This is a genomic window from Micromonospora sp. DT201 (genome assembly GCF_049841575.1).
GTDB lineage: Bacteria > Actinomycetota > Actinomycetes > Mycobacteriales > Micromonosporaceae > Micromonospora.
Map to the genome: position 1 here is coordinate 140,182 of NZ_JBNCKP010000002.1, position 23,679 is coordinate 163,860.

Sequence of the window (23,679 nt, forward strand, 5' to 3'; positions counted from 1 at the left end):
GTCAGGGGCAGTTGACCCATTCCTCGGTGCCATCGCTGAAGACCTGCCGCTTCCAGATCGGCAGGCGGGCCTTGACCTCGTCGACGAGCCGGGCGCAAGCCGCGAAGGCCGCCGCCCGGTGCGCGGTGCTCACCGCGGCGACCAGCGCCACGTCACCGATCGCCAGGGGGCCGACCCGGTGCGAGACCGCCACCGCGTAGACGTCGGGCTCCGCGGCGATCTCGGCGGCCACCTCACGCAGCACCTGCGCGGCGCTCGGATGCCCTTCGTACTCCAGGCTCGTGACCTGACGGCCGTGGTCGTGGTCGCGGACCACGCCCTGGAAGGAGACCACCGCGCCGGCCCGGCGGTCGGCGACCGCCGCCTCGTGCGTGGCAAGGTCGAGCGGCTGGTCGGTGACCTCGCCGAAGGTGATGGCCGGTGCGGTCATGACGCACGCTCCCCGGGAAGCAACGGCAACGGCACGATCGGCACCCGGTCGCCCGGCTCGCCGCTGGTGCCGGGCCGGATGACGGCGAACCCGTCCGCGCCGGCCAGGCCGCGCAGCATCGCCGAGCCGACGTGTCGCACCGGAAACGCGGTGCCGGCGACCCGGTCCAGCCGGACCAACGCCAGGTGGGTGTGGTCACCTCGGCCGGGCACCGCCTCGGCCAACGTGGCCTGCGGCAGCACCGGCATCGTGCGGCCCTGCAGGCCGGCGAGCAGCGGGGCGACGAGCGACACCAGCGCGACGATGGCGGACTGCGGGTTGCCCGGCAGCCCTGCCACGAACCGGATCCGCCCGTCGTCGCCGGCCACTTGGGCCAGCAGCATCGGGAACCCCGGGCGGACCGCCACCGTGTTGACCACGTAGTCGGCGCCGAGCGCCTCCAGGGTCGGGTGCAGGTGGTCGACCGGGCCGTTCATCGTGCCGCCGGTGGTGCACACCAGGTCGGCGTTGGCCAGCGCCGAGCGCAGAGCCGCCACATGCGCGGGCAGCGTGTCGGCCACCGGGCCGACCACGTCGGATGGGCGAACCTGGCAGCCGTATCGCCGCAGCCACGCCGGCACCGCAGGACCGAGCGCGTCCCGGACCCGACCGGCCGCGGGCGGACCCGCGGTCAGCAGCTCGTCGCCGAAGACCAGCAGCGCGGCACGCGGCGCCCGCCGGACCCGCAGCGTGTCGTGCCCGCAGGAGGCCGCCAAGCCGATCACCGCCGGGTCGACCGGCGTGCCGGCGGGCAACAGCTCCTCGTCGGCGTACGCCTCCTCACCGGGCTTCCGCCACTCCGGCGTCTTCCGGGGAACGCCACTGACCAGACCGTCGACGGTCGTGGACTCCTCCACACGCAGCACGGCGGTGGCACCCTCCGGGACCATGGCCCCGGTTGCGATCTCAACGGTCGTGTCGTCCTCGGTGAGCGGCGCGGGGGTGCTGCCCGCCAACACCCGGCCGACGACCCGCCACGGGCCGCCGCCACGCACCGCCCAGCCGTCCACGCTGGAGGTGGGGAAGGCGGGCAGGTCGGTGCGGGTGGTCAACGGCTCGGCCAGGGTCGACCCGTCGGTGTCGACAAGTGGTCGGGCGACGACGGGCAGCGCGGCGGCGAGACCGACCGCGTAGACCCGTGACCGCGCTTCCTCCCACCCGGCAGGCGGGGAGGCGGCGACCCGATCCGCTGTGGGTGCGGTTTCCGTGCTCACCGGCCGAGCCTATCGGCACGGACCGACACCCGTCGGGGCCTGGCCTGGACCGGTCAGTGGTCCCCACCGCGAAGCGGTCAGTGGTCGCCACCGCGCAACTGGTCGACGGTGTGCCCGAGGATCGGCCCGAGCACCGCCAGCCCGTCCCGGGCGCCGCCGGTCGAGCCGGGCAGGTTGACCACCAGCATCCGACCGAAAACCCCGACCAGGCCACGGGACAACACCGACGTGGGCACCCGATCGCGGCTGTGCGCGCGGATCGCCTCGGCGATGCCGGGAATCTCGTAGTCCAGCAGACCCCGGGTCACCTCCGGGGTGCGATCCGTCGGGGTCACCCCGGTGCCACCACTGGTCAGCACCACGTCGACACCGTCGGCGCGGGCTGCCTGCAGGGCCACGCCGACCGGCTCGCCGTCGGGCACCACAACCGGCTCGTCGACCTGGCACCCCAGCTCACGCAGGCCGGCGACGAGCAGCGGACCGCTGGTGTCGGCGTAGACACCGGCCGCTGCCCGGTTGGACGCGACGATCACCCGGGCACGGATCACGGCCGGTCCTCCGGCCGGACCCACTCGCCGGTCTTGCCGCCTTCCTTGCGCAGCACCCGGACCGCATCCACCGAGGCCGCCGGGTCGACCGCCTTGACCATGTCGATCAGAGCGAGACCGGCGACGGCAACCGCCGTCAGCGCTTCCATCTCCACCCCCGTGCGGTCCGCCGTGCGGGCGGTGGCCGTGATCTCCACGGTGTCGGCGGTCAATTGCAGGTCGACAGTGACGCCGTGCAGGGCGATCGGGTGGCACAGCGGGATCAGATCGGGGGTGCGCTTCGCCCCCATGATCCCGGCCAAACGACCGACCGCCAACGCGTCCCCCTTGGGCAACCCGTCACGATGCAGCAGGTCGATGACCTCGGGTGTGGTCCGCAGACGGCCGGCCGCGACGGCCAGCCGGCCCGTCACCGCCTTGGCGGAGACGTCGACCATGCGGGCCGCGCCAGCACGGTCGACGTGGCTGAGCTGTGCGGGTTCGGTCACGGTCGTGAGCCTATCGGTGCGGTACGACGGCGTTCGGAAGGCGCGGCGTCGCGCTGACCGCCGTGCCTGGTGCTGAGGGCGCACCGCCTGCCGTCAGCGCTTCCCGACCCGCGTTCCGTTCCAGCCCGAAGCAAAGACATCGTTCCGTTCGGGGTCCACAACGACTCGATAGCCGTTGCGTTGGCGTTCGATGGCACCGTGACCGGCCGGGAAAGCCTCGAAAGTCCGGTGCAGATTGGCAGCATAGGTCCGCACATTAGCTACGGCCGATCGCGGTGGGCGATCAACCCATAACTCATCGACGAGGTCGTCCACTGTCACCAGCCGCCCGGGCTGAACGGCGAGCATTGCGAAGATTGCCTGCTGCTTGGGTATACCAAGGCGCAGCGTGCGGGTAGACGGTGCACCGAAAGGCAGCCCAGAACCTGAATCTCCGCCCGTCCCCGCCAGCCGGAGCGATACGAACCGCGCTGGGTGTCCAGGAGCGAGGCACGAGGAGCTACGCGAATACCAGTCCAGGACCGCACGGTGCCGACAGCAAGTTGCATCGCCGCCTACCGAAACGCGATTATCCACCCGCCGTCTCCAACGACGCTCGGCGAAGCGGCGCCAACTCTGCCCATGCCGCCCTTACGCCTGACCAAACTCCGGATGAGGCAGCTCCTGAAGAAGCCTCAGACTCGAGGAATAACGCGTCCATAACCTCGTCAGATACCGTCCGCAGTTGCAAGGTGCCACTTGAATCCAGCGCCGGCAAGCTCGACCGCACTCCGTTCAGTAGCGATGGACAGAAAGTGATAAACGGGCTTCAACTTGGCTAATGTTGCGCATACCGACATTTATTTCTCCTAGCCTGCCCTTCCTTCTCTTAAGCTGCCTTTCAGTGGAAGACCTCCCCATCAAGGGACAGGTACTCCAATTGGCGCAGCGGGAGAAGGGGGCAACGCGATGCGTGGCACCGACTGGAACTGACAAGCTCGACACAGGACTTCTGAGGGCCTGGGCAGTAGGCTGCGAGAACGCGCAGGCAGCCTTCCGGGAGCGGCATGACCCTTCCTCAGCGACGAGAGATTGAGACCGATCGGCGGCTGCTGCTGCTCGTCGGTCTCGTCGTCGTTGTTGCCGCGATCATCGTCGCCACATCGTTTCCGGCCGCATTGCGTTCGGCGAAGCCGGAGACGGTGAACGACGCTGCGGTCCTCGTCATGCTCACGCTCATGATCGCGTTGGGCACGCTGGTCAAGGCCCGCGTACGAATCCGGTCGACGACCCAGTCGATCAGCTGGAACGAGACAGCGATCATCGTCGGTGCGGCCATTGCTCCGACCTCGGTGGTCGTGCTCTGTACCGCAGTCGGGATCGCACTCGCCTCGCTTCGCCTCACACCGATCAAGCTGGCCTTCGGTATCGGCAAGAACGTCATCGTGGCCTGGGGCGCCGGCACGGCACTCGCGATGACGCCCTGGACCTGGCCGCCCACGGGGACGGCACCCCTGATGCTGCTGGGGCCGTTGGCGTTCGCCTACCTTGTCGCGGCGCTCCTGGACGACCTGCTCGCCATCCCAGTCATCGCGCTCGCCTCCCAGACCAGGATCGCGAAGCACTTCCGCAGCAATCTCGACCTTCGACTCGCTGGCTTCGCCGTGCGGTTCGCCGTTGCGGCCTGCACACTGGTGATCATCCGGATAGACCCCCGGCTACTGCTCGCCGTCCCACCCCTGGTCCTGAGCCTGCACCTGGCCTACTCCGCACGCATACGGGGTCGCACCGAGCAGCAGGCGTGGCAGCGCCTCGCCCGCACCACCGACGCGCTCAACGTGGTCGACCTCGACACCGTCCTCACCACCGCCGTCACCCAGGCCGCCGAGCTGTTCTCCGCCGACGAGGTCGAGATCGAGCTGCGCGACGGCGACCGCGCCGTTCGCGGCGGCACCGGCGGCATCACCTTCGACGGCCCCACCGGCAAGCCCACCGACGTGCACGGCACCATCGTCCCCACCCCGCTCGAAGGCCACGACCGCACCGTCGATGTCGGCATACTGCGACTGCGCTTCCGCGGCCCCGTGCAACTCTCCGAGCGGGAGCAGTACACCCTGCGCACCTTCGCCTCCGCGCTCTGCACCGCCGTGCGCAACGCCCAGGCGTACGCCGAACTGGCCCGGGTGGCCAACGAACACGCCTACGCCGCCGCGCACGACGCGCTGACCGGCCTGGCCAACCGCCGACACCTCCTTGACGAGGGCACCGAGCAGCTGAGCGCCCGCCACGCCGACGGAGTTACCGCACTGGTGCTGATCGACCTCAACCACTTCAAGGAGGTCAACGACACGCTGGGGCACGCCGCCGGCGACCAGGTGCTGGTGCAGGTCGCCGATCGGTTGCGCGGTGCGGCCCAAGCGAGCGACCTGGTGGCCCGCCTCGGCGGCGACGAGTTCGCCGTACTCCTGCGCGGGCTGCCGGCCCCGGCGGTCGCCGCGCACCGAGCCGAGATGCTGCTCGCCGCCCTCCACGAGCCGTTCGAGCTGGACGGCATGCGGATCAGCGTCGAGGCCAGCGGCGGCATCTCCGCCGCCCCGTCGAGCGGCGGCATGGCCGAGTTGTTGCGCCGCGCCGACGTGGCCATGTACCAGGCGAAGCGTGCCGGGCAGAGGATCTCCACCTACGCCACTACCCGGGACACCGCCGACCTCGGCCGCCTCACCCTCGGTGGTGATCTGCCCCGTGCGGTCGCCGACCACGAGTTCGTCGTCAACTTCCAACCCATCGTCGACCTGGTCACGGGCGAGGTGACAAGCGCTGAGGCACTGGCCCGCTGGCGCCACCCCACCCACGGCATGATCGACCCCCTACGTTTCCTGGAGGCGGTGGAGCGGTCAGGCCTGCTGCCAGCCTTTGCCGAAGCGATCCTCGACCAGGCACTCATCGCAGCAACCAATTGGCGTGACGCCGGCTTCGACATACCGGTCGCGGTAAACGTGTCCCCGCGCAGCCTGCTCGACGCGCGGTTCCCAGGCTCGGTGCTTGCCCGCCTACGCGCCCACGACCTACCAGCGGACCGGCTGGTGCTGGAGCTGACCGAGACGCTCACACTCAGCCAACTCGACGTGGTCGACCGGGTGCTCAGCCGGCTGCGCGACGAGGGTGTCCGGCTGGCGTTGGACGACTTCGGCACCGGCTACTCCTCGCTCTCCCTGCTCTCCCGGATCCCGGTGCACGAGCTGAAGATCGACCGGAGCTTCGTGACGACGATGGAGAGTTCGGCGGAGGCCGCCGCCGTCATCCGCTCCACCCTCGATCTGGGCCGCAGCCTCAACTTGACCGTGGTGGCCGAAGGGGTGGAGAGCGAGCCGCAGCGGCGGGCCCTCTGGGAGTTGGGCTGCGCCGCCGGCCAGGGGCACCTGTTCGCGCGGCCAGTGCCGGCCGGCACCCTGCTCGCGGCGATGCAGCGCGGCTCGGGCGGCCGACCCGGCACCCTCGCCGCGCCACTGCACGACACCGGTGCGGTGATCCGGTTGAGCCAGAACCGCCGCCAACCCGGCCGTCCCCGCCTCCCACACCTGCCCGCCTGACCGGGCACCGACCCCTGGCGCGACGCGGTCCGGTGCAGGTCCAGCCCGGTCTGCCAGACTGGCCGGCGTGATCGCCGACGCCCCGACCGCCCGCCGCCGTCGCTGGCACTGGCGGACGTTCGACACCGCCGCTGGCGGACTCGCCCTCGACCTCGGCCTCTACGCCGTCTCGGCCATCTTCGCCGCGATCACCGCGGTCACGTCGACCCTGCTGCCGCACCGGGCCTGGGGCGCGGTCGCCACCATCGGATACCTGGTCGCCGCACTGATGGTGATCACCCAACTTCTGCTGCGCCGGCGCTTCCCGGCCGCACGGCTGGCCGGCCTGCCAGCCCGCTGGGCGGTCACCGGTCTCGCCTGGGTCGGCACCACACTGCTGCCCCTGCTCTGGCAGAGCATCGAGCGAGCCAGCGGACGCACCGACCGGGCCCAGGAGGAAGTGCTTGTCGTCGAGCACGCCGGCACCCGCCTCCTGGAGCACGGCACGCCATACCTCGGACCCGACGCGATAGCCGCCCTACCCCCTGGGGAGCAACTGCTCGGCTACACCCCGTACCAGCCCGGGATGGCGATGTTCGGCCTGCCCAGAGCACTTGTCGACACCTGGTGGACCGACTCCCGCGTCTGGTTCGCAGTGGGCACCGCACTGGCGCTCGCCCTGGCCGTGGCCGTCCTGCGCAAGAAACCGACCACCGCCGCGACAGGTCACCGACGAGACTCCGCGCTGCTGCGCGGCGTGCAGGCCGCGACCGTACTGCCAATCTGCGCCCTCACCCTCGCCACCGGCGGCGACGACCTACCCGTACTCGCGCTCTGCCTGCTGGCCCTCGCGCTCGCCGCCGCCGACCGGCCCGGCCGAGCCGGCCTCGCGGTCGGGCTCGCCGGCGCGCTGAAGCTGTTCGCCTGGCCGGTTGCGCTGGTCCTGATCGTCTGGGGCCTGACCCGACGTGCAGGCACCCGGGTCGCCGCTGGCGCGATAGGCCTGCCCGTCGCGGCCCTCCTACCGGCGATGCTTGTCGACCACGACGCGCTGACCGAGAACGTGCTGCGCTTCCCCCTCGGTCACGGTCTGGTCACCAGCCCCGCGCAGTCCCCGTTCCCCGGCTACCTGATCGCCAACGCGATGCCCGCCGGCCGGTTCATCGCCGCCGCGCTGCTGGTCGCTGCCGGCGTGGCCATCGCCGTCCGGCTCGCCCGCCGCCCGCCTCGCACCGCTGTCGCCACCGCGCTGATCTGCGGGTACGGGCTCCTCGCCGCCATCGCCCTGATGCCCTCGACCCGCTTCGGCTACCTGCTGTATCCGTTGGCCCTGCTCACCTGGGCTCCCGCCCTGCACCGCCCGGTCGACACGCCGACCGCCCCGGTTCCCGATGAGCTGTCCGGTCGGACCACTTCGGCGTAACTGCCGGGCGGAACGGCGCGCCAGGGCGTAGACCTGAAGGCATGACGACGTACCGTGACCGGGCCGAGGCGGGCCGAGCGCTCTCCGAGCGACTCACCGCACTCATCGGCGAACCGAACGTCATCATCCTCGGCCTCGTCCGTGGCGGTGTGCCGGTCGCCCGGGTCGTCGCCGAACGGCTCGGCGCGCCCCTGGACGTGCTGGTCGTCCGCAAACTCGGCATGCCGTGGGCCCGGGAGGTCGCCTTCGGCGCACTCGGGCCGGGCGGTGTCCAAGTGCTCAACGACGCGGTAGCCAGCCGACTCAGCAGCGACGACATCGCCGAAGTCAGCCGGCGAGAGCAGACCGAGCTGGAACGCCGGGAACGGCTCTACCGGGGCGGTCGCGCACAGTTGGACCTCACCGGACGGACCGCGGTGATCGTCGACGACGGCCTGGCCACCGGCGCGACCGCCCGCGCAGCCGTGGAGGTCGTCCGCCAACTCGGGGCACACCGGGTCGTGGTCGCGGTCCCAGTCGGCGCGCAAGAGGCCTTTGAACTGCTCGCCGCCGAGGCCGACCAGGTCATCTGTGCCCAACGCCCACCGGACTTCGGCGCGGTGAGCGTCTACTACGAGGACTTCCACGAGGTGTCCGACGATGAGGTCACCGAGGCGCTCACAGCAACTGCATAGGTCGACCAGGTACCGTCGGGCGATGAGTAGTCTCACCTGTCCCAAGTGTCACGGAGAAATGCGCCAATACGAGCGCAGCGGTGTCGTCATCGACCAGTGTGGGGAGTGCCGAGGCATCTTCCTGGACCGCGGCGAGCTGGAGAAGCTGTTCGAGGCGGAGGCCAACTGGAGCCGCCAACAGACCGGCGGCGCGCCGCCGCAACCCGCTCAGCAGCCGGCCGGCTACCCACCCCCGCACCAGCCTGGTTATGGTGCCGTCCCGCCGCCGCCCCCGCCCGCCCACGGCTACCCGCCGCAGCCGGCGTACGGCCACCAGCAGCAACAGCACCACGGCTACCACGGGCACTACCGGCAGAAGAAGCGCAAGGGCTTCCTCGACGAGATGTTCGGCTGAGTTCAGCTGGACACCGTGCCCGGGTCGATCCACGCATCGACCCGGGCACATTTTGCACGTCGTCGACGGCCCCGCCGACACCGACGACGTCAGCTACTGGCGCGACTTCCCCGCCGGTGGCGAAGATGCCAGCCGGCACGCCTGGTGGGTCCGCCGGTCGGCCGCCGCGTTCAACCGTCCGATCGGGATCGTCCGGCTGTGGATCCAGACCGCACCGGCCGCGGTCCGCGCTGCCGCGTCAGCCAACCCCGAGGGGTACGTGACCACGCAAGGGCACGTGCTGCGCGTACCCGATTTCCTCGCCACCCTGCCCACCGAGGCGGTCGTTGGCGGGTGTCGCGTCGGTCAGCCGATGGCCATGTCGACGAAGCGGGACAGGTGCAGTTGGGCCGCGACGGTCACGGTGTCGGTCGGACCATTTCGATGCTTGGCAATTATAAAATCCGCCTCGCCCGCGCGCGGCGACTCCTTGTCGTAGTAGTCGTCGCGGTGCAAAAGGATGACAACATCGGCATCTTGCTCAATTGAGCCAGACTCGCGCAAATCGGACAACTGGGGCCGCTTGTCGGTGCGCTGCTCGGGGCCACGGTTCAGCTGGCTGACCGCGATGACCGGGCACTCGACCTCCTTGGCCAGCAGCTTCAGGCCACGGGACAGGTCGGCGACCTCCTGCTGGCGGCTCTCGGTGCGCTTCGGCGAGGTCATCAGCTGGAGATAGTCGACGACGATCATCTTGAGATCGTGCCGCTGCTTGAGCCGCCGAGCCTTCGCCCGGATCTCCATCAGGTTCATGCTCGGGGTGTCGTCGACAAAGAGCGGCGCCTCGCTGATTTCACCCATGCACCGGGCCAGCTTGGTCCAGTCGTCGTCGGAGAGCTGACCGCTGCGCAGCACGTGCAGCGGCACCCGCGCCTCGGCGGAGAGCAGTCGCATGACGATCTCGACCTTGCTCATTTCCAGCGAGAAGATCGCGGCGGCCTGGTTGGCGCGAATAGCAGCATTTCGAGCAAAGTCCATGCTTGCCGTGCTGTTGTGAGTAGGAATCATCGCCCGGCTGGCCAGGTAAAGATGCTCGGGGTTGTCTACCGTGACGCACCGGACCGGCACGCTCGGCACCGCACGAACATCGACGATGAACCGCGAGTTCGTTCGAACAGCAGAGGCGGTACGGCGGCGCTCGGCGTGCGCTTCCTGCTTCCGCTTGAGCTGGAAGATGACATCCGGGGTGGAGAAGTTCAGCGTGTACGCGATTGACGACTCAGGGGTGCGGCCGCGTACCGGCTTCGCGTTGACGGTGCAGCGGTAGCCGAGGCTGACGACAAGCTCGCGCACGTCATCAGCCAGCCGCCGAGAGGTGGACGTGTACTGCAGGTTGCCGGCGGGGGCGACGGTGCCGTCGGTGTCCATCAGTCCAGCCAGCAACGCCCGGCGCTGAACCTCGGAGGCGCGCAGATAGACGGTCGGGATGTGCTTGTTCCCTGCCACCCCAATCTTACGCAGCAGCCCGATGAGGGAACCGTTCTGGTTGTGGCAGCCGGCGCACTTCCTGGTCGCCGGATTCTCGCGTAACGCCCGGGTGGAAGCGCCGCAGTCCACGCAGACGCCGTTGCCCGAAACAACGGGTCTGGACTGCAGCAGAATGCTGTAGACCATTGGCCCGCTGGGCCGGACGACAAAGCCGTCTGCCTCGACGTAGGTGATCATCTCTGGATCTGCGGTGGTGAAGCGGCTGGCCCCGGCATGGCCGTCACCAAGCCACGCTCCCAACGTGTAGGGCGGGACCACCAGCTCCCGATCCGGAAGGTGAAGGGGGGCGCTGTTTCTTACGGCGTGGTTGAGCCGTCGATCGGCGGTGTCAGTACGCAGTGTGGCCGCAATCTCAGCAGTGGTGACGACACCGTCGTGGTCGGCCCGGCTATCAGCGTTGACCTCCCGCTCGGCCCGCTCAAGAAGTGCGGTCAGAAGGGGACCGGCCGGATAGCCGGGCGCAGTCCAGTTCCGCGTCTTGCCGCCGCGGACGACGGGGCGGCTGATCCGGCCGATCGGCCCAACCTCACGGGCGACGGCGTGCAGGACATGCCGGAACTCCGGCCCAACCTGCGCGATCGTGTCGAAGAGTGTGATCGGCTGGTTGTGCACGGCGCTGAGCCTCTTGTGTGCCGCGCGCACGTTGGCCAGCGACGACTCGGGCCAGTGCCGCCTTTTCCGCGCCGGCTCCTGCCGCCGACTCGCCCGGCTGGTCGTCTTCCACAGGTGCTCCGCGTCCGCCACGATGACCGTGCCGTCGGAGAACTCCACTTCGTAACAGGGACGGTCGTGCATCACGTCGAAGGCGTGGGTGACAACGGTGGGGCTGCCGTCCGCCGCTAGTAGGTAATCACCTACGCGGACCTCACCCATGGTGGTCCAGCCGTCCGGCGTCGGCAGTGGGGTGTCGAGCGCGAGCGCCTTGCCCAAACCGGGCCTGCCCGCCACGATGATCAACTGTCCGGCGTGCAGGCCGTTGAGCAGTCGGTCCAGGTCGCTGAAGCCGGTCGGCACGCCGGTCATCATGCCGCCGGTCGCCCCCACCGCCTCGATCTCGTCCAGCGTGGGCTGCAACATGTCGGCCAGGATCGCGAAATCCTCGCTGACCCGGCGTTCGGTGACGTCGTAGACGGCCTGCTGGGCGAGGTCCACGACATCGTCGACGTCGCGGCTGCCGCCGCTGGCGGTGCCGTAGCCCAACTGCACGATCTTGGTGCCGGCCTCGACCAACCGGCGCAGCACCGCCCGTTCGCTGACGATTCGCGCGTAGTAGGCCGCGTTCGCCGCGGTGGGCACGCTGGCGATGAGGGTGTGCAGGTAAGGCGCGCCACCGATGCGTACCAGGTCGCCCGAGTCGGCGAGCGCCGCAGCGACCGTGATCGAGTCGGCGGGTTCTCCCCGGCCGTAGATGTCGAGGATGATGTCGAAGATGGTGGCGTGCACCGGCCGGTAGAAGTCGTTGGTCTTGAGGATCTCGACGACGTCGGCGATGGCGTCCTTGGAGAGCAGCATGCCGCCGAGGACGCACTGCTCGGCGGCCACGTCTTGGGGCGGGGTCTTGTCGAAATGGCCGTCCCGTTGCGCGGGGGGCTGGCCGCCACCGGAGCGTGGCTCTGCCCGCCCGTCGTCGGTAACCGACACGGGTCCCCCCTCCACTGCGCCAGATCCGAACCCAGCTCAAGCGCTGGTGGTACGACACTTCCGTCCGACCGGGCCGGTCGATCGGGGGCCATCGCGCCGGCGGTCGAGGGCCAACCATACGGACCCCGAGGTCAGAGACTCAACAACGCCGGTGGACGAGCCTCGGGACAACCTGTGGATGCCGGCGGGCATCATGTGCGCAGTGTGTGCACAGCCTGTGGATAACTGTTGGGGAATTCTTGGCTCTAGGCCTCTGACCTGCGGAAACATGCTCCCCAGCCTGTGGAGGAGAATATTTCGGTCGGGCCTGTGACACGATCGTCCCGTACTATCTCCAGCGAACGGCTACACCTGGACAGCGGATTCCGCTTTCGGTTCAGAAGGGTCACACTCCGGCCGTGAGTTACCGGGACTGGGGACGCGGGGATGGCAGCCCGCGCGAGCGCCAGCCGACCGCTTCGTGGGGTGAGCGCGCAGCGTCTCTTCCAGTTGACCCGTACGACGAGGACGGTCGCTACCGCACGTCCAGCCGGCGGCGTGCGCTGGACCGCGGCCAGGACGAGCCCGTCGATGCCTACCTGCCCCGGTGGGCGCTGGAGTCGGGGGTCCGGCACGCTGACGGCGGCGGTCGCCACGCGGCACCGGACGAGGACGGGGACGACCCCGAACGCGAGCCCGAGCGGCCCAGTTCCGCTGCCGGCCGGCGGTCCATCGAGTCGCCGGGCGGCCGGCGTCGAGGCAGTGAGACGAGTTGGCGGGAGCAAGCGGCGATCGGCGCGGCCCCCGAATCGGACCACACCCGGGAGTGGACGCTCGACCGCCCGCAGGAGCAGGGGTACGCCGGCCGCCGACGCGCTAACGCCGGGGAGGACGAGCCGGTCTCCGGCGCTGCCCCGGACCGCCGTCCCCGCCGTGCGCCCGCTGGCCGTCCGCAGGTGATCTGGTCGGGCGGGGATCTGGAGCCCACTCCGAGCGATCCGGCACCTGGGCAGGACGTGAGCCGTCCCACCCGGCGCAGCCGCCGTGCGGCGGAGGAGTCCTGGTCCCGCCCGGCGGCGGACCCGTGGGTACGCGGGTCCGATCGGGTGGCTGAGCCTGAGCCGTCGTACCCGCCCGCAGTGGATCCGTGGGACGCTTCGGGGGTGCACGCGTGGCCGCCCGGTCCCGGTGCGGACGGCACGGATCTGAGCGGGCAGTGGTCGGCGTTGGAAGGTGTCGGTGGCTGGGAGCGGTCCGACCGCACCGGCCAGTGGGAGCGGTCCGCGGTCGAGGACGACCAGTGGGACCGGACGATTCCGCCGCGCTCCGACCGATCTGTTGCGGCGGAGGGTTGGCCGACCCGGGACGACGGGTTCTGGTCCGGCACTCGGCTCGCCGACGATGACCCGAGATGGACGGATCCGCCGACGTCGGCGCCCCGCTCACCGGTGGTGGGCTACACGGCTCCGCGACCGCGAAGTGCGCCTGTGCCGCGTGGGGGTGCGTCACTGCGTCGGGTTGACCAGCCGACGGTTGGGGCGGCGTCGGTGCGTCGGCGGGTCGAGTCGGCGGCCTCGGGGGCCTGGGCGCGGCGCCTGGAGGATGATCTGCTCGACCCGGATCCGGGTGGGCCGTTCCGGCCGTTGCTGTACACGGCCGCGTGTTATCTGACGCCGGCGGTGCTGATCTTCGTCTGGCTGTTGACGTTGGACAGTCAGGCGCCGGCTGGTTGTGTGACCGACATCAGCGGGGGTGGGTGCGACTCGCCCCGGGCACGCGCGCTGGAGTCGTTACTCGCCGGCTCGCCGCGCTTCGGGTTGGCGCTGGTGAGCAGTCTGGTGGTGGCGGCGCTGCTGCGTCGGGTGGGCACGACGTGGCGCTCGGCCACCATCGCGCTCGCCGCTGCGGTGGTGGGCGGCGGGCTCTCCACGGTGCTGATCAGCGCGGTGACCGGCCAGCCGATCGGCTGACCGGCGCGTGGTCCTGGGCCTCCGGCGCGGTGGCCGGCGGCGATCCTGCGCGCTGTTGATCGACACCGGGTCGGCGACATTGCGGTATCGCACCCGACGCGACACCCCCACATCGCCGAACTGGAGTGGATCAACCCAGGGCCAGCCCAGGCTCTTTGACCTTGCCCAGACGGTGTACGCACGAAGGCCCGCACCGATCGCTCGGTGCGGGCCCTCGTGGTGGTGTTGCGGACGTCAGCCCTGAACGACGTTCAGGTTGAACGACGCGGTCACCTCAGGGTGCAGCTTGATCTTCACCGGGTAGGTGCCGATCGACTTGATGTGACCGGGCACCTCCAGCCGCCGCCGGTCGAGGACCGGGCCGGTGGCCGCCTTGACGGCGTCGACGATCTCGGCCGGAGTGACCGAGCCGAAGAGCCGTCCGCCGTCGCCGGCGCGGACCTTCAGGTTGACCTTGAGACCCTCGAGCTGAGCCTTGACCTCGTTGGCGTGGTCGAGGTCGCGGATCTCACGGGCCCCACGGGCCCGCTTGATGACCGTGACCTGCTTTTCCGCGCCCTTGGTCCAGGCGATCGCGAAGCCCTGCGGCAGCAGGTAGTTACGGCCGTAGCCGTTCTTGACCTCGACGATGTCGCCCGGGGCACCGAGGCCGGACACTTCCTGAGTCAGGATGATCTTCATATCGGTGCCTCCTCTCAGCGGGTGGTGGCCGTGTACGGCAGGAGCGCCATCTCACGGGCGTTCTTGACCGCACGGGCGATCTGCCGCTGCTGCTGCGAAGTAACGCCGGTCACCCGCCGAGCGCGGATCTTGCCGCGATCGGAGATGAACTTGCGCAGCAGCGCGGTGTCCTTGTAGTCGATGTAGGCGATCCCGTCCTTGTCGAGCGGGTTCACCTTCTTCTTGGGCTTGCGCAGTGCCGCAGCCTTGGCCGTTGCACGTGCACCTGGTTTGCGATCGCGGGCGCTCGGCGCCATTAGAAAGGTGGCTCCTCGTCAAAATTGGCGCCCGAACCGGCACGCGCGGGAGAGGGAGCGGCCGAAGCCCAGGGGTCGTCGAAGTTGCCTCCGCCGCCACCCTGGCTGCCACCGCCACCGCCGCCACCGAAGCCGCCGCCAGCGCCGCCGGAGCGGGACATCTTCTGCACCTTCGCCGTGGCGTAGCGCAGCGACGGGCCGATCTCGTCGACCTCAAGCTCGATGACTGTGCGCTTCTCACCCTCGCGGGTCTCGTAAGACCGCTGACGCAGCCGGCCCGACACGATCACCCGAGCGCCACGCTGCAGCGACTCGGCGACGTGCTCGGCGGCCTGCCGCCACACGGTGCATGCGAGGAACAGCGGCTCGCCGTCCTTCCATTCGTTCGACGCCTTGTCCATGAAACGGGGCGTCGAAGCGACACGGAACTTGGCGACCGCAGCCCCGGAGGGGGTGAACCGCAACTCGGGGTCATCGGTCAGATTGCCGATGACCGTGATGGTGGTGTCTCCTGCCATGACCATCTCCTCGCGCACTCAGCGTCTCGTCGTACAGGCTCGCAGAGCCGTACGACAGAGTCGCGGAGGCTGATCCGGGCGAACCGGGTTGATTGCCGGACTGAAATGCTTAGCGCATCTCCGGCCGGATGACCTTGGTGCGCAGCACGGACTCGTTCAGCCGGAGCTGACGGTCCAGCTCGGCCACGGCAGCAGGCGTAGCCTGAAGGTCGACGACGGCGTAGATGCCCTCGGCCTTCTTGTTGATCTCGTACGCGAGGCGCCGGCGGCCCCACACATCGGTCTTCTCAACCGAGCCACCCGCAGTCCGAATCACGTTCAGGTACGTGTCGAGCGACGGGGCGACAGTGCGTTCCTCGAGGCTGGGATCAAGGATCACCATGATCTCGTAATGACGCAAGACGTGCTCACCTCCTGTGGGCTATGCGGCCACGGTCCTTCCGTGGCAGGAGGTCGTGCGTCGCTGCCCGCACGTGCCGGGGGAACCCGGCCGGACGCGGACAACCTGACCAGGATACCCGGTCCGAACGATCATGCCCGGGGCTGGTCGGGTCAGCACAGGAACGCGCTGACGGGGGTCCACCGTCCGACCGTGAACCGGCCGATGGTGGACCCCCGTCTACGAGGCCGCGGGGCGTCCCGTCCGCATTCCTTGGGTGGGACCTGGGGAGGAACGACCACACCGATGAGGTTGGACCGAAGACGCCCCGCGGAGCTTTATCGTGTTGTTATCTGACGATACAACGGCACTCGTACCTTGTTGGGGGAAAAAGCACAAATTTCCGAGATTCTTCATCGGTCGGGATCCGGTGTGCGAGGGGGTCGCCCCCGCCGCGCCGGGCCGCGTGGCGGGGGTGACCTCGCTGTCGGCCGTCGACCACCGGTCGCCGTACGCGGCGCTCGCGCCGCCGGCTTTACCGGGAGCTGGTCGCCGGTCCAAACCCATCAACGATCGTCGGTTCGTCCGGTAACGAATCGCACGCGACATCGCCCCGGCCGTCGCTCCGCCGGTCAAGGTCGCGACGTAGGCTCGCTCGCATGCGTATCGGAGCCCACGTCGATTCGACCGACCCGCTGGCGGAGGCGGCCGCCCGGTCCGCCGACACCGTGCAGTTCTTCCTCTCCGACCCACAAGGGTGGAAGGCGCCCAAGCCTCGGGAAGACGCCGAGCGGCTGCGCGCGTCCGAGGTCGACCTCTACGTGCACGCGCCGTACGTCATCAACGTGGCGACCCTCAACAACCGCATCCGGATCCCCAGCCGAAAGCTGCTGCTGGGGCACGCCAACGCGGCCGCAGCCATCGGCGCGAAGGGCGTCATCGTTCACGGTGGGCACGTCAACGCCGGGGACGACCTGGCCGTCGGCTTCGACAACTGGCGCAAGACCTTCGCGTACGCAGCCGACTCCGGCGGCTTCGGCGTGCCGGTCCTGATCGAGAACACTGCCGGTGGCGACAACGCGTGCGCCCGTCGACTGGACGCGCTCGCCCGACTCTGGGACGCCGTTGGCGACTACGAGGTCGGCTTCTGCCTGGACACCTGCCATGCGTTCGCGGGTGGCGAGGAACTGCTCGGCCTCGTCGACCGGGTCAAGGCGATCACCGGACGGATCGACCTGGTGCACGCCAACAACTCCAAGGGCGCGTTCAACTCCGGCCAGGACCGGCACGACAACCTGGGCGGCGGGACGATCGACCCGGAGCTGGTGGTGGCGGTGATTCGGGCGGCCGGGGCACCGGTGGTCGTCGAGACACCCGGAGGTGTGGCCGGACAGGCCGACGACATCGACTTTCTCCGTCAGCAGCTCGGGACGGAGAGCCGGCCAGCATGACGACCGGACAGTCCGGGACCGGTAAGGCCCGGCCCGCTCCAACCGGCGCGGGCGCCGAGATCCGGCCCGCCACCGCAGCCGCAGCGGGCACCCCCGCCCCGCCGGCTCGCACCTCCGACACCGCCTCCGACAAGGCACCCGCCGCGCCGACCGCGGAGAGCGCAGCGCACCGCCTGCGATCGGCCGACGGTACGACGACCGGAGCCGCCACGAACGGCAGCCCCAAGGGCACCAACGCCACAACTGGCGACAACGAGCGCGACCCCGCGAAGAACGATGTGGTCAAGGACGGCGACACAGCTATCGGCCGGCGTGACCGAGGTCGTGGGCGAGCACGGCGGTGGTGGGCCAAGGGTGGCGCAGCCAAGGACGACGCGGCCAAAGACGGCGACACGGCCAAAGACGGCGACACGGCCAAAGACGGCGACACGGCCAAAGACGGCGACGCGGCCAAGGACAACACGAAGGACGCCACCGCCAAGGCCGGCACGAAGGACGACACCGCCAAGGACGGTGACGCGGCCAAGAATGAGAAGGCTGACGACGACGCTCGGGTGAAGGCCGACGGCGAGGCGAAGCCGGCCGGCCCGGATCGTTGGGAAGCGTTCGCTTCCGCTCCGGAGCCGAAGCCGTCCATCTTCAGCCGGGCAGGCCGGGCCGTCGGCCGGTTCCTGGTCCACGAGTGGACCCTGGCCAGCCTCGGTGCGCTGGCGCTGGCCGTGCTGATGACCTGGCCGACGCTGCGCTACCCGCGCTACACACTCCCGCAGGACTACTGGGACCCGAGCCTGCAGGCCTGGCAGATGGCCTGGTCCGGGCACATCCTGCTGACCGACCCGGCGCACCTGTGGCAGTCCAACACGTTCTTCCCCGAGCTGTGGAGCTTCGCGTTCTCCGACACACTGCTCGGGTACGCCCCGGCTGGGATGCTCGGCAGCGGCCCCGAGGACGCGGTGCTGCGCTACAACATCATGTTCGTGCTGGCGCACGCGCTCGCCACGCTCGGCGCGTACGCGCTGGCGCGACAGCTTGGTGCGGGCCGAATCGGCGCTGCCGTCGCTGGGGTCAGCTACACCTACGCGCCGTGGTTGCTGGCCCAGGCCGGGCACCTGCACGTGCTCTCCAACGGCGGGATTCCGCTGGCGCTGGCGATGTTGGCACGCGGACACGGTTGGTCACTGCGGCACGGTTACCGACCCGAGCGCCGGCACGACGGTTGGATCTACGCCGGTTGGCTGGTGGCGGCCTGGCAGCTCAGTCTCGGCTTCGGCATCGGGCTGCCGTTCGCGTACCTCCTGGGTGGTGCGGTCGTGGTCGCCGTCGTCCTCTTCTACGCGCGGCGGCTGCGCACCGGCCAGGCCGTGCCTTTCGGTCGCCGGTTGCTCGTCGCCGACCTGCTCGGCGGGTTGTTGTTCGCCGGTGTGGGTCTGCTGATGGCATTCCCGTTCTTCAAGGTGACCGAGCTGCACCCGTACGCCGAGCGCACCATCGGTGACATCAGCGCGTTCTCGCCACCGGCGTCGGGTTTCGTGACGGCACCCCCCGAGTCGCGGATCTGGGGTGGACTGCACGAAGGTGCCCGCGCGGCGCTGCCGTGGCACCCGGAGATGACCCTGCTACCCGGCTTCGTGCTCTACGCGCTCGCCCTGGGTGGGCTGTTCTTCTCGGTCTGGCGGCTGCGGCACCGACTGCTGCTGCTCGCCGGGGTGCTCGTGACGATGGCCTTCGCGATGGGCACGCGCTTCTTCGACGGCACCTTCACCTACGTGCCGCTCTTCGATCATGTGCCGGGCTGGAATGCGCTGCGTACCCCCGGTCGGTTGATGCTCTGGACCACGTTGTTGCTCGGCCTGCTCGCGGCGGGCGCGGTCACCGCGCTCACCGACCGGGTCCGCGAGTTGACCGCGCAGCGGATCCCGTCGTGGCCGGGGCCGTGGCTGCGGACGGCCACCCTGCTGCCGCTGCTGCTGGTCACCGTCGAGGGCCTGAACACCACACCGCACCCGGTGGTGCCGACCCAACCGGCCGCGATGCGTACGGCGGAGGGGCCCCTGCTGGTGCTGCCCAGCGAACAGAGCCTGGACCAGCACGTGATGCTCTGGTCGACCAGCGGGTTCCCCGATGTGGTCAATGGCGGCAGCGGCTTCACTCCGCGCCAACTCGACGACGTCCGTCGGGTGAGCCAGTCGTTCCCCAACCAGACCAGCGTCGACTACCTGCGCACGCTCGGCGTGCGCACGGTGGTGTTGCTGCGCGGGCAGGTGGCGGGCACCCCTTGGGAGATCAGCATCGACCAGCCGGTCGATTCGCTCGGCATCACCCGTCAGGAAGTCGGCTCCGCCGTGGTTTACCGGTTGTGACGTGGTTGCTGTTTAGGGCGGGTTTGCGGGGGAGCCCACCCGGCTCCGGGCGGTCAGGCTTGATCCCTGCGCCGGGCGGGCTCCCCCGCAAACCCTGACGACAGCAAGCCGCGCGAATCCTTACGGATCAAGGCCTGAACCCTGCGCCGGGCGGGCTCCCCCGCAAACCCTGACGACAGCAAGCCGCGCGAATCCTTACGGATCAGGTGGTGGCGGGTTCGGGTGAGGGTTCGACGGTCGGTGCTTTGCGGCGCCAGCGGTCCAGCCAGGGGGCGTCGGGGGCGCCGTCGAGCACGCCGCCGTCCGGGTCGTCCGAATAGGTGGCCCGCACCGCGTCCCGCTCGGGGTGCAGGATCTCCTTGACGACAAACACGCAGAGCACCACCACCGTGGTCAGCCGCAGCGTCGAGGCCAGCACGAACACCCCCTCCGGGAAGACCGGGCGGCTCGTCGCCGCGCCGAGCAGCTCACCGTAGAAGGCGACGAAGTAGCAGACCTCGGCGATCTGCCAGGCCAGGAACGCACCCCACTTCGGTCGGGCGAGCACCACCAGCGGCAGCAGCCACAGCACGAACTGCTGCGACCAGACCTTGCTGAAGATGAGGAACGCCGCGACCACCAGGAAGGCGAGCTGACCCAGTCGCGGTCGGCGCGGCGCCCGCAACGCCAGCACGGCCACACCGAGACAAGCCAACCCGAACAGCGCGTACGAGAGGGTGTTGAGGGTCGGAATGTTGGCGTTCAGCCACTCGAACGGGCCGAGCCGGGTGGGGTCGTTGCCCACCTTGCCGTCCAGGTAACGCCCGATGTACCAGAGCGTGCCCCAGTCGATTGGCCGGGTGGTGTTCAGCTCGAAGAACCGGTCCCAGTTGTCCGGGTATGCCCGTGCGGCAGGCAGGTTCACCAGCACCACCGCAGCGATCGCCGTACCCGTGGCGACGAGCGCGGCACGAAGCCGATCGGCGCGCAGCGCCAGTACGAGGATCGGCCCGAGCAGGAACAACGGCCACAGCTTCGCCGCACCGGCCAGCCCGAGCAGCACGCCGGCTGTCGCCGGTCGTTTTCGGGCCCAGGCCAGCAGGCCGAAGGCACCCAGCCCGATGGCGAGCAGGTCCCAGTTGACGGTGGCGGTGAGCACCAACGCCGGGGCGAGCGCGAACAACGCGGCGTCCCAGGGTCGTCGGCGACGCAGCGCCAGGATCACCGCCACAGTGGCCACCGCGAGTGCGCCCAGCACCAGCGCGTTGAGGTTGTAGAACCACTGACCCTGGTTGATGCTCGGGTCGCCGTCACCGACGGCGTGCACCGGCAGGCCCAGCGCGCCCATGAAGTAGCCGGTCAGCACCGGGTACTCGACCGGGTGGTCGCGGTAGGGCACCTTGCCCTCGTTGAGCCCTTCGGCGTAGTAGAGGGCCAGGACGTCGGTGTAGCAGAACCGGGTGTACTGGACGTTGTTCTGCCAGGCGCCGTCCTGGCAGGGCGACTTCTGCACCCAGTGCAGCGCCAGCGTGAGGCAGGCCAGGGCCAGCACGATTCGGACGGCAGTCCAAAAGCGCCGCTCCTGGCCGGCGGGCCGGTCCAGCGCGGTCGCGTGGTCGCCCAGCGGGCCGCCGATCGCGCCGGAAATGCCGCGGACGAACCCATCGGAGCGGGACGGGTGGTCGGTGGTTCCGGCGTCGTCGATGCCGGGCGTCGACTGGGTGCTCATGAAGAGGCATCCTGCCGTACGACAGGGGTGTCCGTCCCGTCCCAGCGCCGAGATCCGGGTAGGAAAACGCCGCCGCCGGCCGGAACCTGTCGTCCGGCCGGCGGCGGCGTCATGCTGTGGTGCGGGTCAGCCACCTGTCCCGGGTCCGCCGGGATTGTCCGGGTTGTTGCCATTCTGGTTACGGCCGGGGTTATCGCCAACACGCGGGCACAGCGGGTCGGTCAGCGGGTTACAACCGGGCTGGTTCTGCTGGTTCTGCTGGTTCGGCTGGTTCTGCTGGTTCGGGAAGATCGTCACCGGCGACGGCGGGGGCGGGACGTCACCGTTACCGGAGTCCTTGTCGCCGATGTTCGCCGCTGGCGGGAAGTCGACCTTCGGTTTGCCCTTCAGCGCCTCGTTCATGAAGCGTTCCCAGATGTCACCGGGGAGGTTGCCACCGCTGATCCTGCGGCCGTCCTTGAGGATGAGTGGCTTGCGGTCCTTCACGTTGCCCACCCACACCGCGGTGGCCAACTGTGGCGTGTAACCGATCATCCAGGCGTCGCCGTTGTCCTCGCTGCCGCCCTTGAGTTCCCAGGTGCCGGTCTTGGAGGCCGCCTTGCGACCGTCGTCGAGCGTGTGGTGGACGGAGGCCGGATAGTCCTTCAGCACCGACGTGACATCGTCCACCACACTCTTGTCGATTCTCCGCTTCGAGTCGAGCTTCTCGCTGTAGACCTTGTCCCACTTACCGGTGTTCGGGTTCTGCTTCTCCACCGAGTAGAGGAAGTGCGCCTTGTTGTAGACGCCCCCGTTCGCGAAGGTGGCGACGCCGTTGGCGTGGTCCAGCACCGTGATCGGGTACTGGCCGTAGCCGACCACGTTGAAGAACGGCTCCGGCGTGATGTCCTTCGGGTCGGTCTTGGTCAGGTCGTAGGACTTCGCCGGGATGGTGTCGGTACGCCACATGGTGGTGACGCCCGCCTGCTTGGCCATGTCGACGACCTTGTCCGCGCCGATCTCCTCGGTGACGTAGTAGAACGGCACGTTCAGGGACTTGAGCGTGGACACCCTGAGTGTGCAGGAGTTGCCGCAGTCGGGGTTGTCGTCACCGGCGTTGCTGACCTTGAACTCGGTGTCCTTCGGAGTGAACGCCTTACCCTTCCACCGAGACTCGAGCGCCTTATTCGCCTTGAGCGCGGCCGCCAGTGTGTAGATCTTGAAGCTGGAGCCGGGCGAGTGACCACCGCTGATCGCCCCGGTGGAGTCGGTGTTCTTGCCGGCGTAATCGGTGCCGGTGCCGTTGTCACCGCCGTAGTAGGCGACCACCCGACCGTTGGTGGGGTCGATCGAGACCACCGCGGCCATCATGTTGCTCGGCTGACCGGCCAACTCGGAGCCCTTGGACTTGCGCTGGGCCGTCGCGACCGCCGCCGCCTGCATCTTGGTGTCGACGGTGGTGCGGATTCGGTAACCGCCAGCCATCAGCGCCTGGGAGCACAGCGGCTTGGCGTCCGTCACCTGCGCGTCCTTCTCGACGCAGATGCCCTTGTCCCGCATCTCTTCCCGGACGTAGTTGATGACATTGCCGTACGGCGTGTCGACGCCGAAGTCGACGCCGATGCCGCCCTTCTTCGGGGCCTTGATGGTCTTCGGGTAGGCGGCCGGCCGCTCCGGCTTGCCGGGCACACCCAGCCAGCCTTCCTTGACCATGCCGTCGATCACGTAGTTCCAGCGATCCTGGGCGTCGGTCGGGTTGATCGCCGGGTCGTACCCCTGGTGGGTGGAGCTGGGCTCCGGTTGCTTGATCAGGGCCGCGAGCACGGCGCCCTCATCCGGCTGGAGCTTGCTCACCGACTTGCCGAAGTAGGTCTGCGCCGCTGCCTCGATGCCGTAGGCGCCTCGGCCGAAGTAGATCACGTTGAGGTAGTGCTGCATGATCTGCGGCTTCGAGTACTCGTCGTTGAGCTTGGAGGCGAGGATCGCCTCCTTCACCTTCCGCGCGTACGTGTCGTCCTTCAGGTTGTCGTAGGCGTTGCGCGCGTACTGCTGGGTGATGGTGGAGGCACCCTGCTTGTCACCGCCGGAGAGGTTGTTCCAACCAGCCCGAGCGATGCCCTTGTAGTCCACGCCGGAGTGTCGGTAGAAGTTCCGGTCCTCGGCTGCGGCCACCGCGTGCTGCACGTACTCCGGGATCTGGTCGATGGTGACCAGCGTTCGGTTCTGATCGCCTACCTTGGCGATGATCGTCTTGTTGTCGAAGGCGTACAGCGTGGTCGCCTGCGGCGGAATGATCTCGTCGGGCAACACCACTTTTGTCGAGTAGTAGGTGAACCCGACCACGCCGATGCCGGCGAGCATGATGAAGGTCGCGAACGCGGCGATCAGCAGGTTCATCCGCTTGCGCTTCTTCGCCCGACCTGCGGGGCCCG

General features: G+C 69.3%; 18 protein-coding genes. 7 read left to right on the forward strand and 11 right to left on the reverse strand.

Annotated features, from left to right (window positions below):
- Position 1 precedes the first annotated feature (1 nt).
- From ACLQ28_RS04415 to moaC, 4 genes are all read right to left on the reverse strand, one after another.
- On the reverse strand, positions 2-430 hold the full coding sequence (locus tag ACLQ28_RS04415; protein ID WP_425684903.1) for a molybdenum cofactor biosynthesis protein MoaE: 429 nt from the start codon (positions 428-430) through the stop codon (positions 2-4).
- The gene (locus tag ACLQ28_RS04420; RefSeq protein WP_425684904.1) at positions 427-1,683 is read right to left on the reverse strand and encodes a molybdopterin molybdotransferase MoeA; all 1,257 of its coding nucleotides are present in this window, start codon (positions 1,681-1,683) and stop codon (positions 427-429) included. Before ACLQ28_RS04420 ends, ACLQ28_RS04415 begins: the two co-directional genes overlap by 4 nt.
- Before the next feature lie 77 nt (positions 1,684-1,760).
- On the reverse strand, positions 1,761-2,231 hold the full coding sequence (locus ACLQ28_RS04425; protein WP_425684905.1) for a MogA/MoaB family molybdenum cofactor biosynthesis protein: 471 nt from the start codon (positions 2,229-2,231) through the stop codon (positions 1,761-1,763).
- Positions 2,228-2,719, reverse strand: coding sequence for a cyclic pyranopterin monophosphate synthase MoaC (gene moaC / locus ACLQ28_RS04430; protein WP_425684906.1), 492 nt, complete (start codon positions 2,717-2,719; stop codon positions 2,228-2,230). Before moaC ends, ACLQ28_RS04425 begins: the two co-directional genes overlap by 4 nt.
- 1,046 nt (positions 2,720-3,765) lie before the next feature.
- On the opposite strand from moaC, the gene ACLQ28_RS04435 reads away from it, so the two are divergent.
- The 4 genes from ACLQ28_RS04435 to ACLQ28_RS04450 all read left to right on the forward strand — a co-directional run bounded on the left by ACLQ28_RS04435 (position 3,766) and on the right by ACLQ28_RS04450 (position 8,758).
- Positions 3,766-6,288 (forward strand): putative bifunctional diguanylate cyclase/phosphodiesterase, encoded by a 2,523-nt coding sequence (locus ACLQ28_RS04435; RefSeq protein WP_425684907.1) that lies wholly within the window; start codon positions 3,766-3,768, stop codon positions 6,286-6,288.
- Between the two features lie 67 nt (positions 6,289-6,355).
- Complete coding sequence (locus ACLQ28_RS04440) at positions 6,356-7,690, forward strand: glycosyltransferase 87 family protein (RefSeq protein WP_425684908.1); 1,335 nt, start codon at positions 6,356-6,358, stop codon at positions 7,688-7,690.
- 41 nt (positions 7,691-7,731) lie between these two features.
- A complete protein-coding gene (locus tag ACLQ28_RS04445) occupies positions 7,732-8,364 on the forward strand; it encodes a phosphoribosyltransferase (RefSeq protein ID WP_425684909.1) in 633 nt (210 codons plus the stop codon).
- A gap of 22 nt (positions 8,365-8,386) precedes the next feature.
- Positions 8,387-8,758: a zf-TFIIB domain-containing protein gene (locus ACLQ28_RS04450; RefSeq protein WP_425684910.1), complete on the forward strand. Its 372-nt coding sequence runs from the start codon at positions 8,387-8,389 to the stop codon at positions 8,756-8,758.
- Between the two features lie 345 nt (positions 8,759-9,103).
- On the opposite strand, the gene dnaB is transcribed toward ACLQ28_RS04450, so the two are convergent.
- A complete protein-coding gene (dnaB, locus tag ACLQ28_RS04455; protein WP_425684911.1) occupies positions 9,104-11,926 on the reverse strand; it encodes a replicative DNA helicase in 2,823 nt (940 codons plus the stop codon).
- A gap of 398 nt (positions 11,927-12,324) precedes the next feature.
- Here dnaB and ACLQ28_RS04460 point away from each other — a divergent pair, with 398 nt between their 5' ends.
- Positions 12,325-13,875: a hypothetical protein gene (locus ACLQ28_RS04460; RefSeq protein ID WP_425684912.1), complete on the forward strand. Its 1,551-nt coding sequence runs from the start codon at positions 12,325-12,327 to the stop codon at positions 13,873-13,875.
- A 234-nt stretch (positions 13,876-14,109) separates the two neighbouring features.
- Here the strand turns inward: ACLQ28_RS04460 and rplI are convergent, their stop codons facing one another.
- The 4 genes from rplI to rpsF all read right to left on the reverse strand — a co-directional run bounded on the left by rplI (position 14,110) and on the right by rpsF (position 15,770).
- A complete protein-coding gene (gene rplI, locus ACLQ28_RS04465; protein WP_425684913.1) occupies positions 14,110-14,556 on the reverse strand; it encodes a 50S ribosomal protein L9 in 447 nt (148 codons plus the stop codon).
- A gap of 14 nt (positions 14,557-14,570) precedes the next feature.
- Positions 14,571-14,852, reverse strand: coding sequence for a 30S ribosomal protein S18 (gene rpsR, locus ACLQ28_RS04470; protein WP_051723758.1), 282 nt, complete (start codon positions 14,850-14,852; stop codon positions 14,571-14,573).
- Entirely contained in the window at positions 14,852-15,388 is a 537-nt protein-coding gene (locus ACLQ28_RS04475) for a single-stranded DNA-binding protein (protein WP_184179965.1), read from the reverse strand. The genes rpsR and ACLQ28_RS04475 overlap by 1 nt, the downstream gene beginning before the upstream one ends.
- A 91-nt stretch (positions 15,389-15,479) precedes the next feature.
- Positions 15,480-15,770 (reverse strand): 30S ribosomal protein S6, encoded by a 291-nt coding sequence (gene rpsF / locus ACLQ28_RS04480; protein WP_007073791.1) that lies wholly within the window; start codon positions 15,768-15,770, stop codon positions 15,480-15,482.
- A gap of 638 nt (positions 15,771-16,408) precedes the next feature.
- Here rpsF and ACLQ28_RS04485 point away from each other — a divergent pair.
- Positions 16,409-17,200, forward strand: a complete 792-nt coding sequence (locus ACLQ28_RS04485; protein WP_425684914.1) for a deoxyribonuclease IV — start codon at positions 16,409-16,411, stop codon at positions 17,198-17,200.
- Positions 17,197-19,560, forward strand: coding sequence for a hypothetical protein (locus ACLQ28_RS04490; RefSeq protein ID WP_425684915.1), 2,364 nt, complete (start codon positions 17,197-17,199; stop codon positions 19,558-19,560). The genes ACLQ28_RS04485 and ACLQ28_RS04490 overlap by 4 nt, the downstream gene beginning before the upstream one ends.
- Before the next feature lie 202 nt (positions 19,561-19,762).
- Here ACLQ28_RS04490 and ACLQ28_RS04495 read toward each other — a convergent pair whose 3' ends face one another.
- Together ACLQ28_RS04495 and ACLQ28_RS04500 are read right to left on the reverse strand one after the other, a co-directional pair.
- Complete coding sequence (locus ACLQ28_RS04495) at positions 19,763-21,268, reverse strand: glycosyltransferase family 87 protein (RefSeq protein ID WP_425684916.1); 1,506 nt, start codon at positions 21,266-21,268, stop codon at positions 19,763-19,765.
- Positions 21,269-21,394: 126 nt separating this feature from the next.
- Positions 21,395-23,644 carry a transglycosylase domain-containing protein gene (locus tag ACLQ28_RS04500; protein WP_425684917.1) on the reverse strand — a complete coding sequence of 750 codons (2,250 nt, stop codon included), beginning with the start codon at positions 23,642-23,644 and terminating at the stop codon, positions 21,395-21,397.
- Between the last annotated feature and the right edge of the window lie 35 nt (positions 23,645-23,679).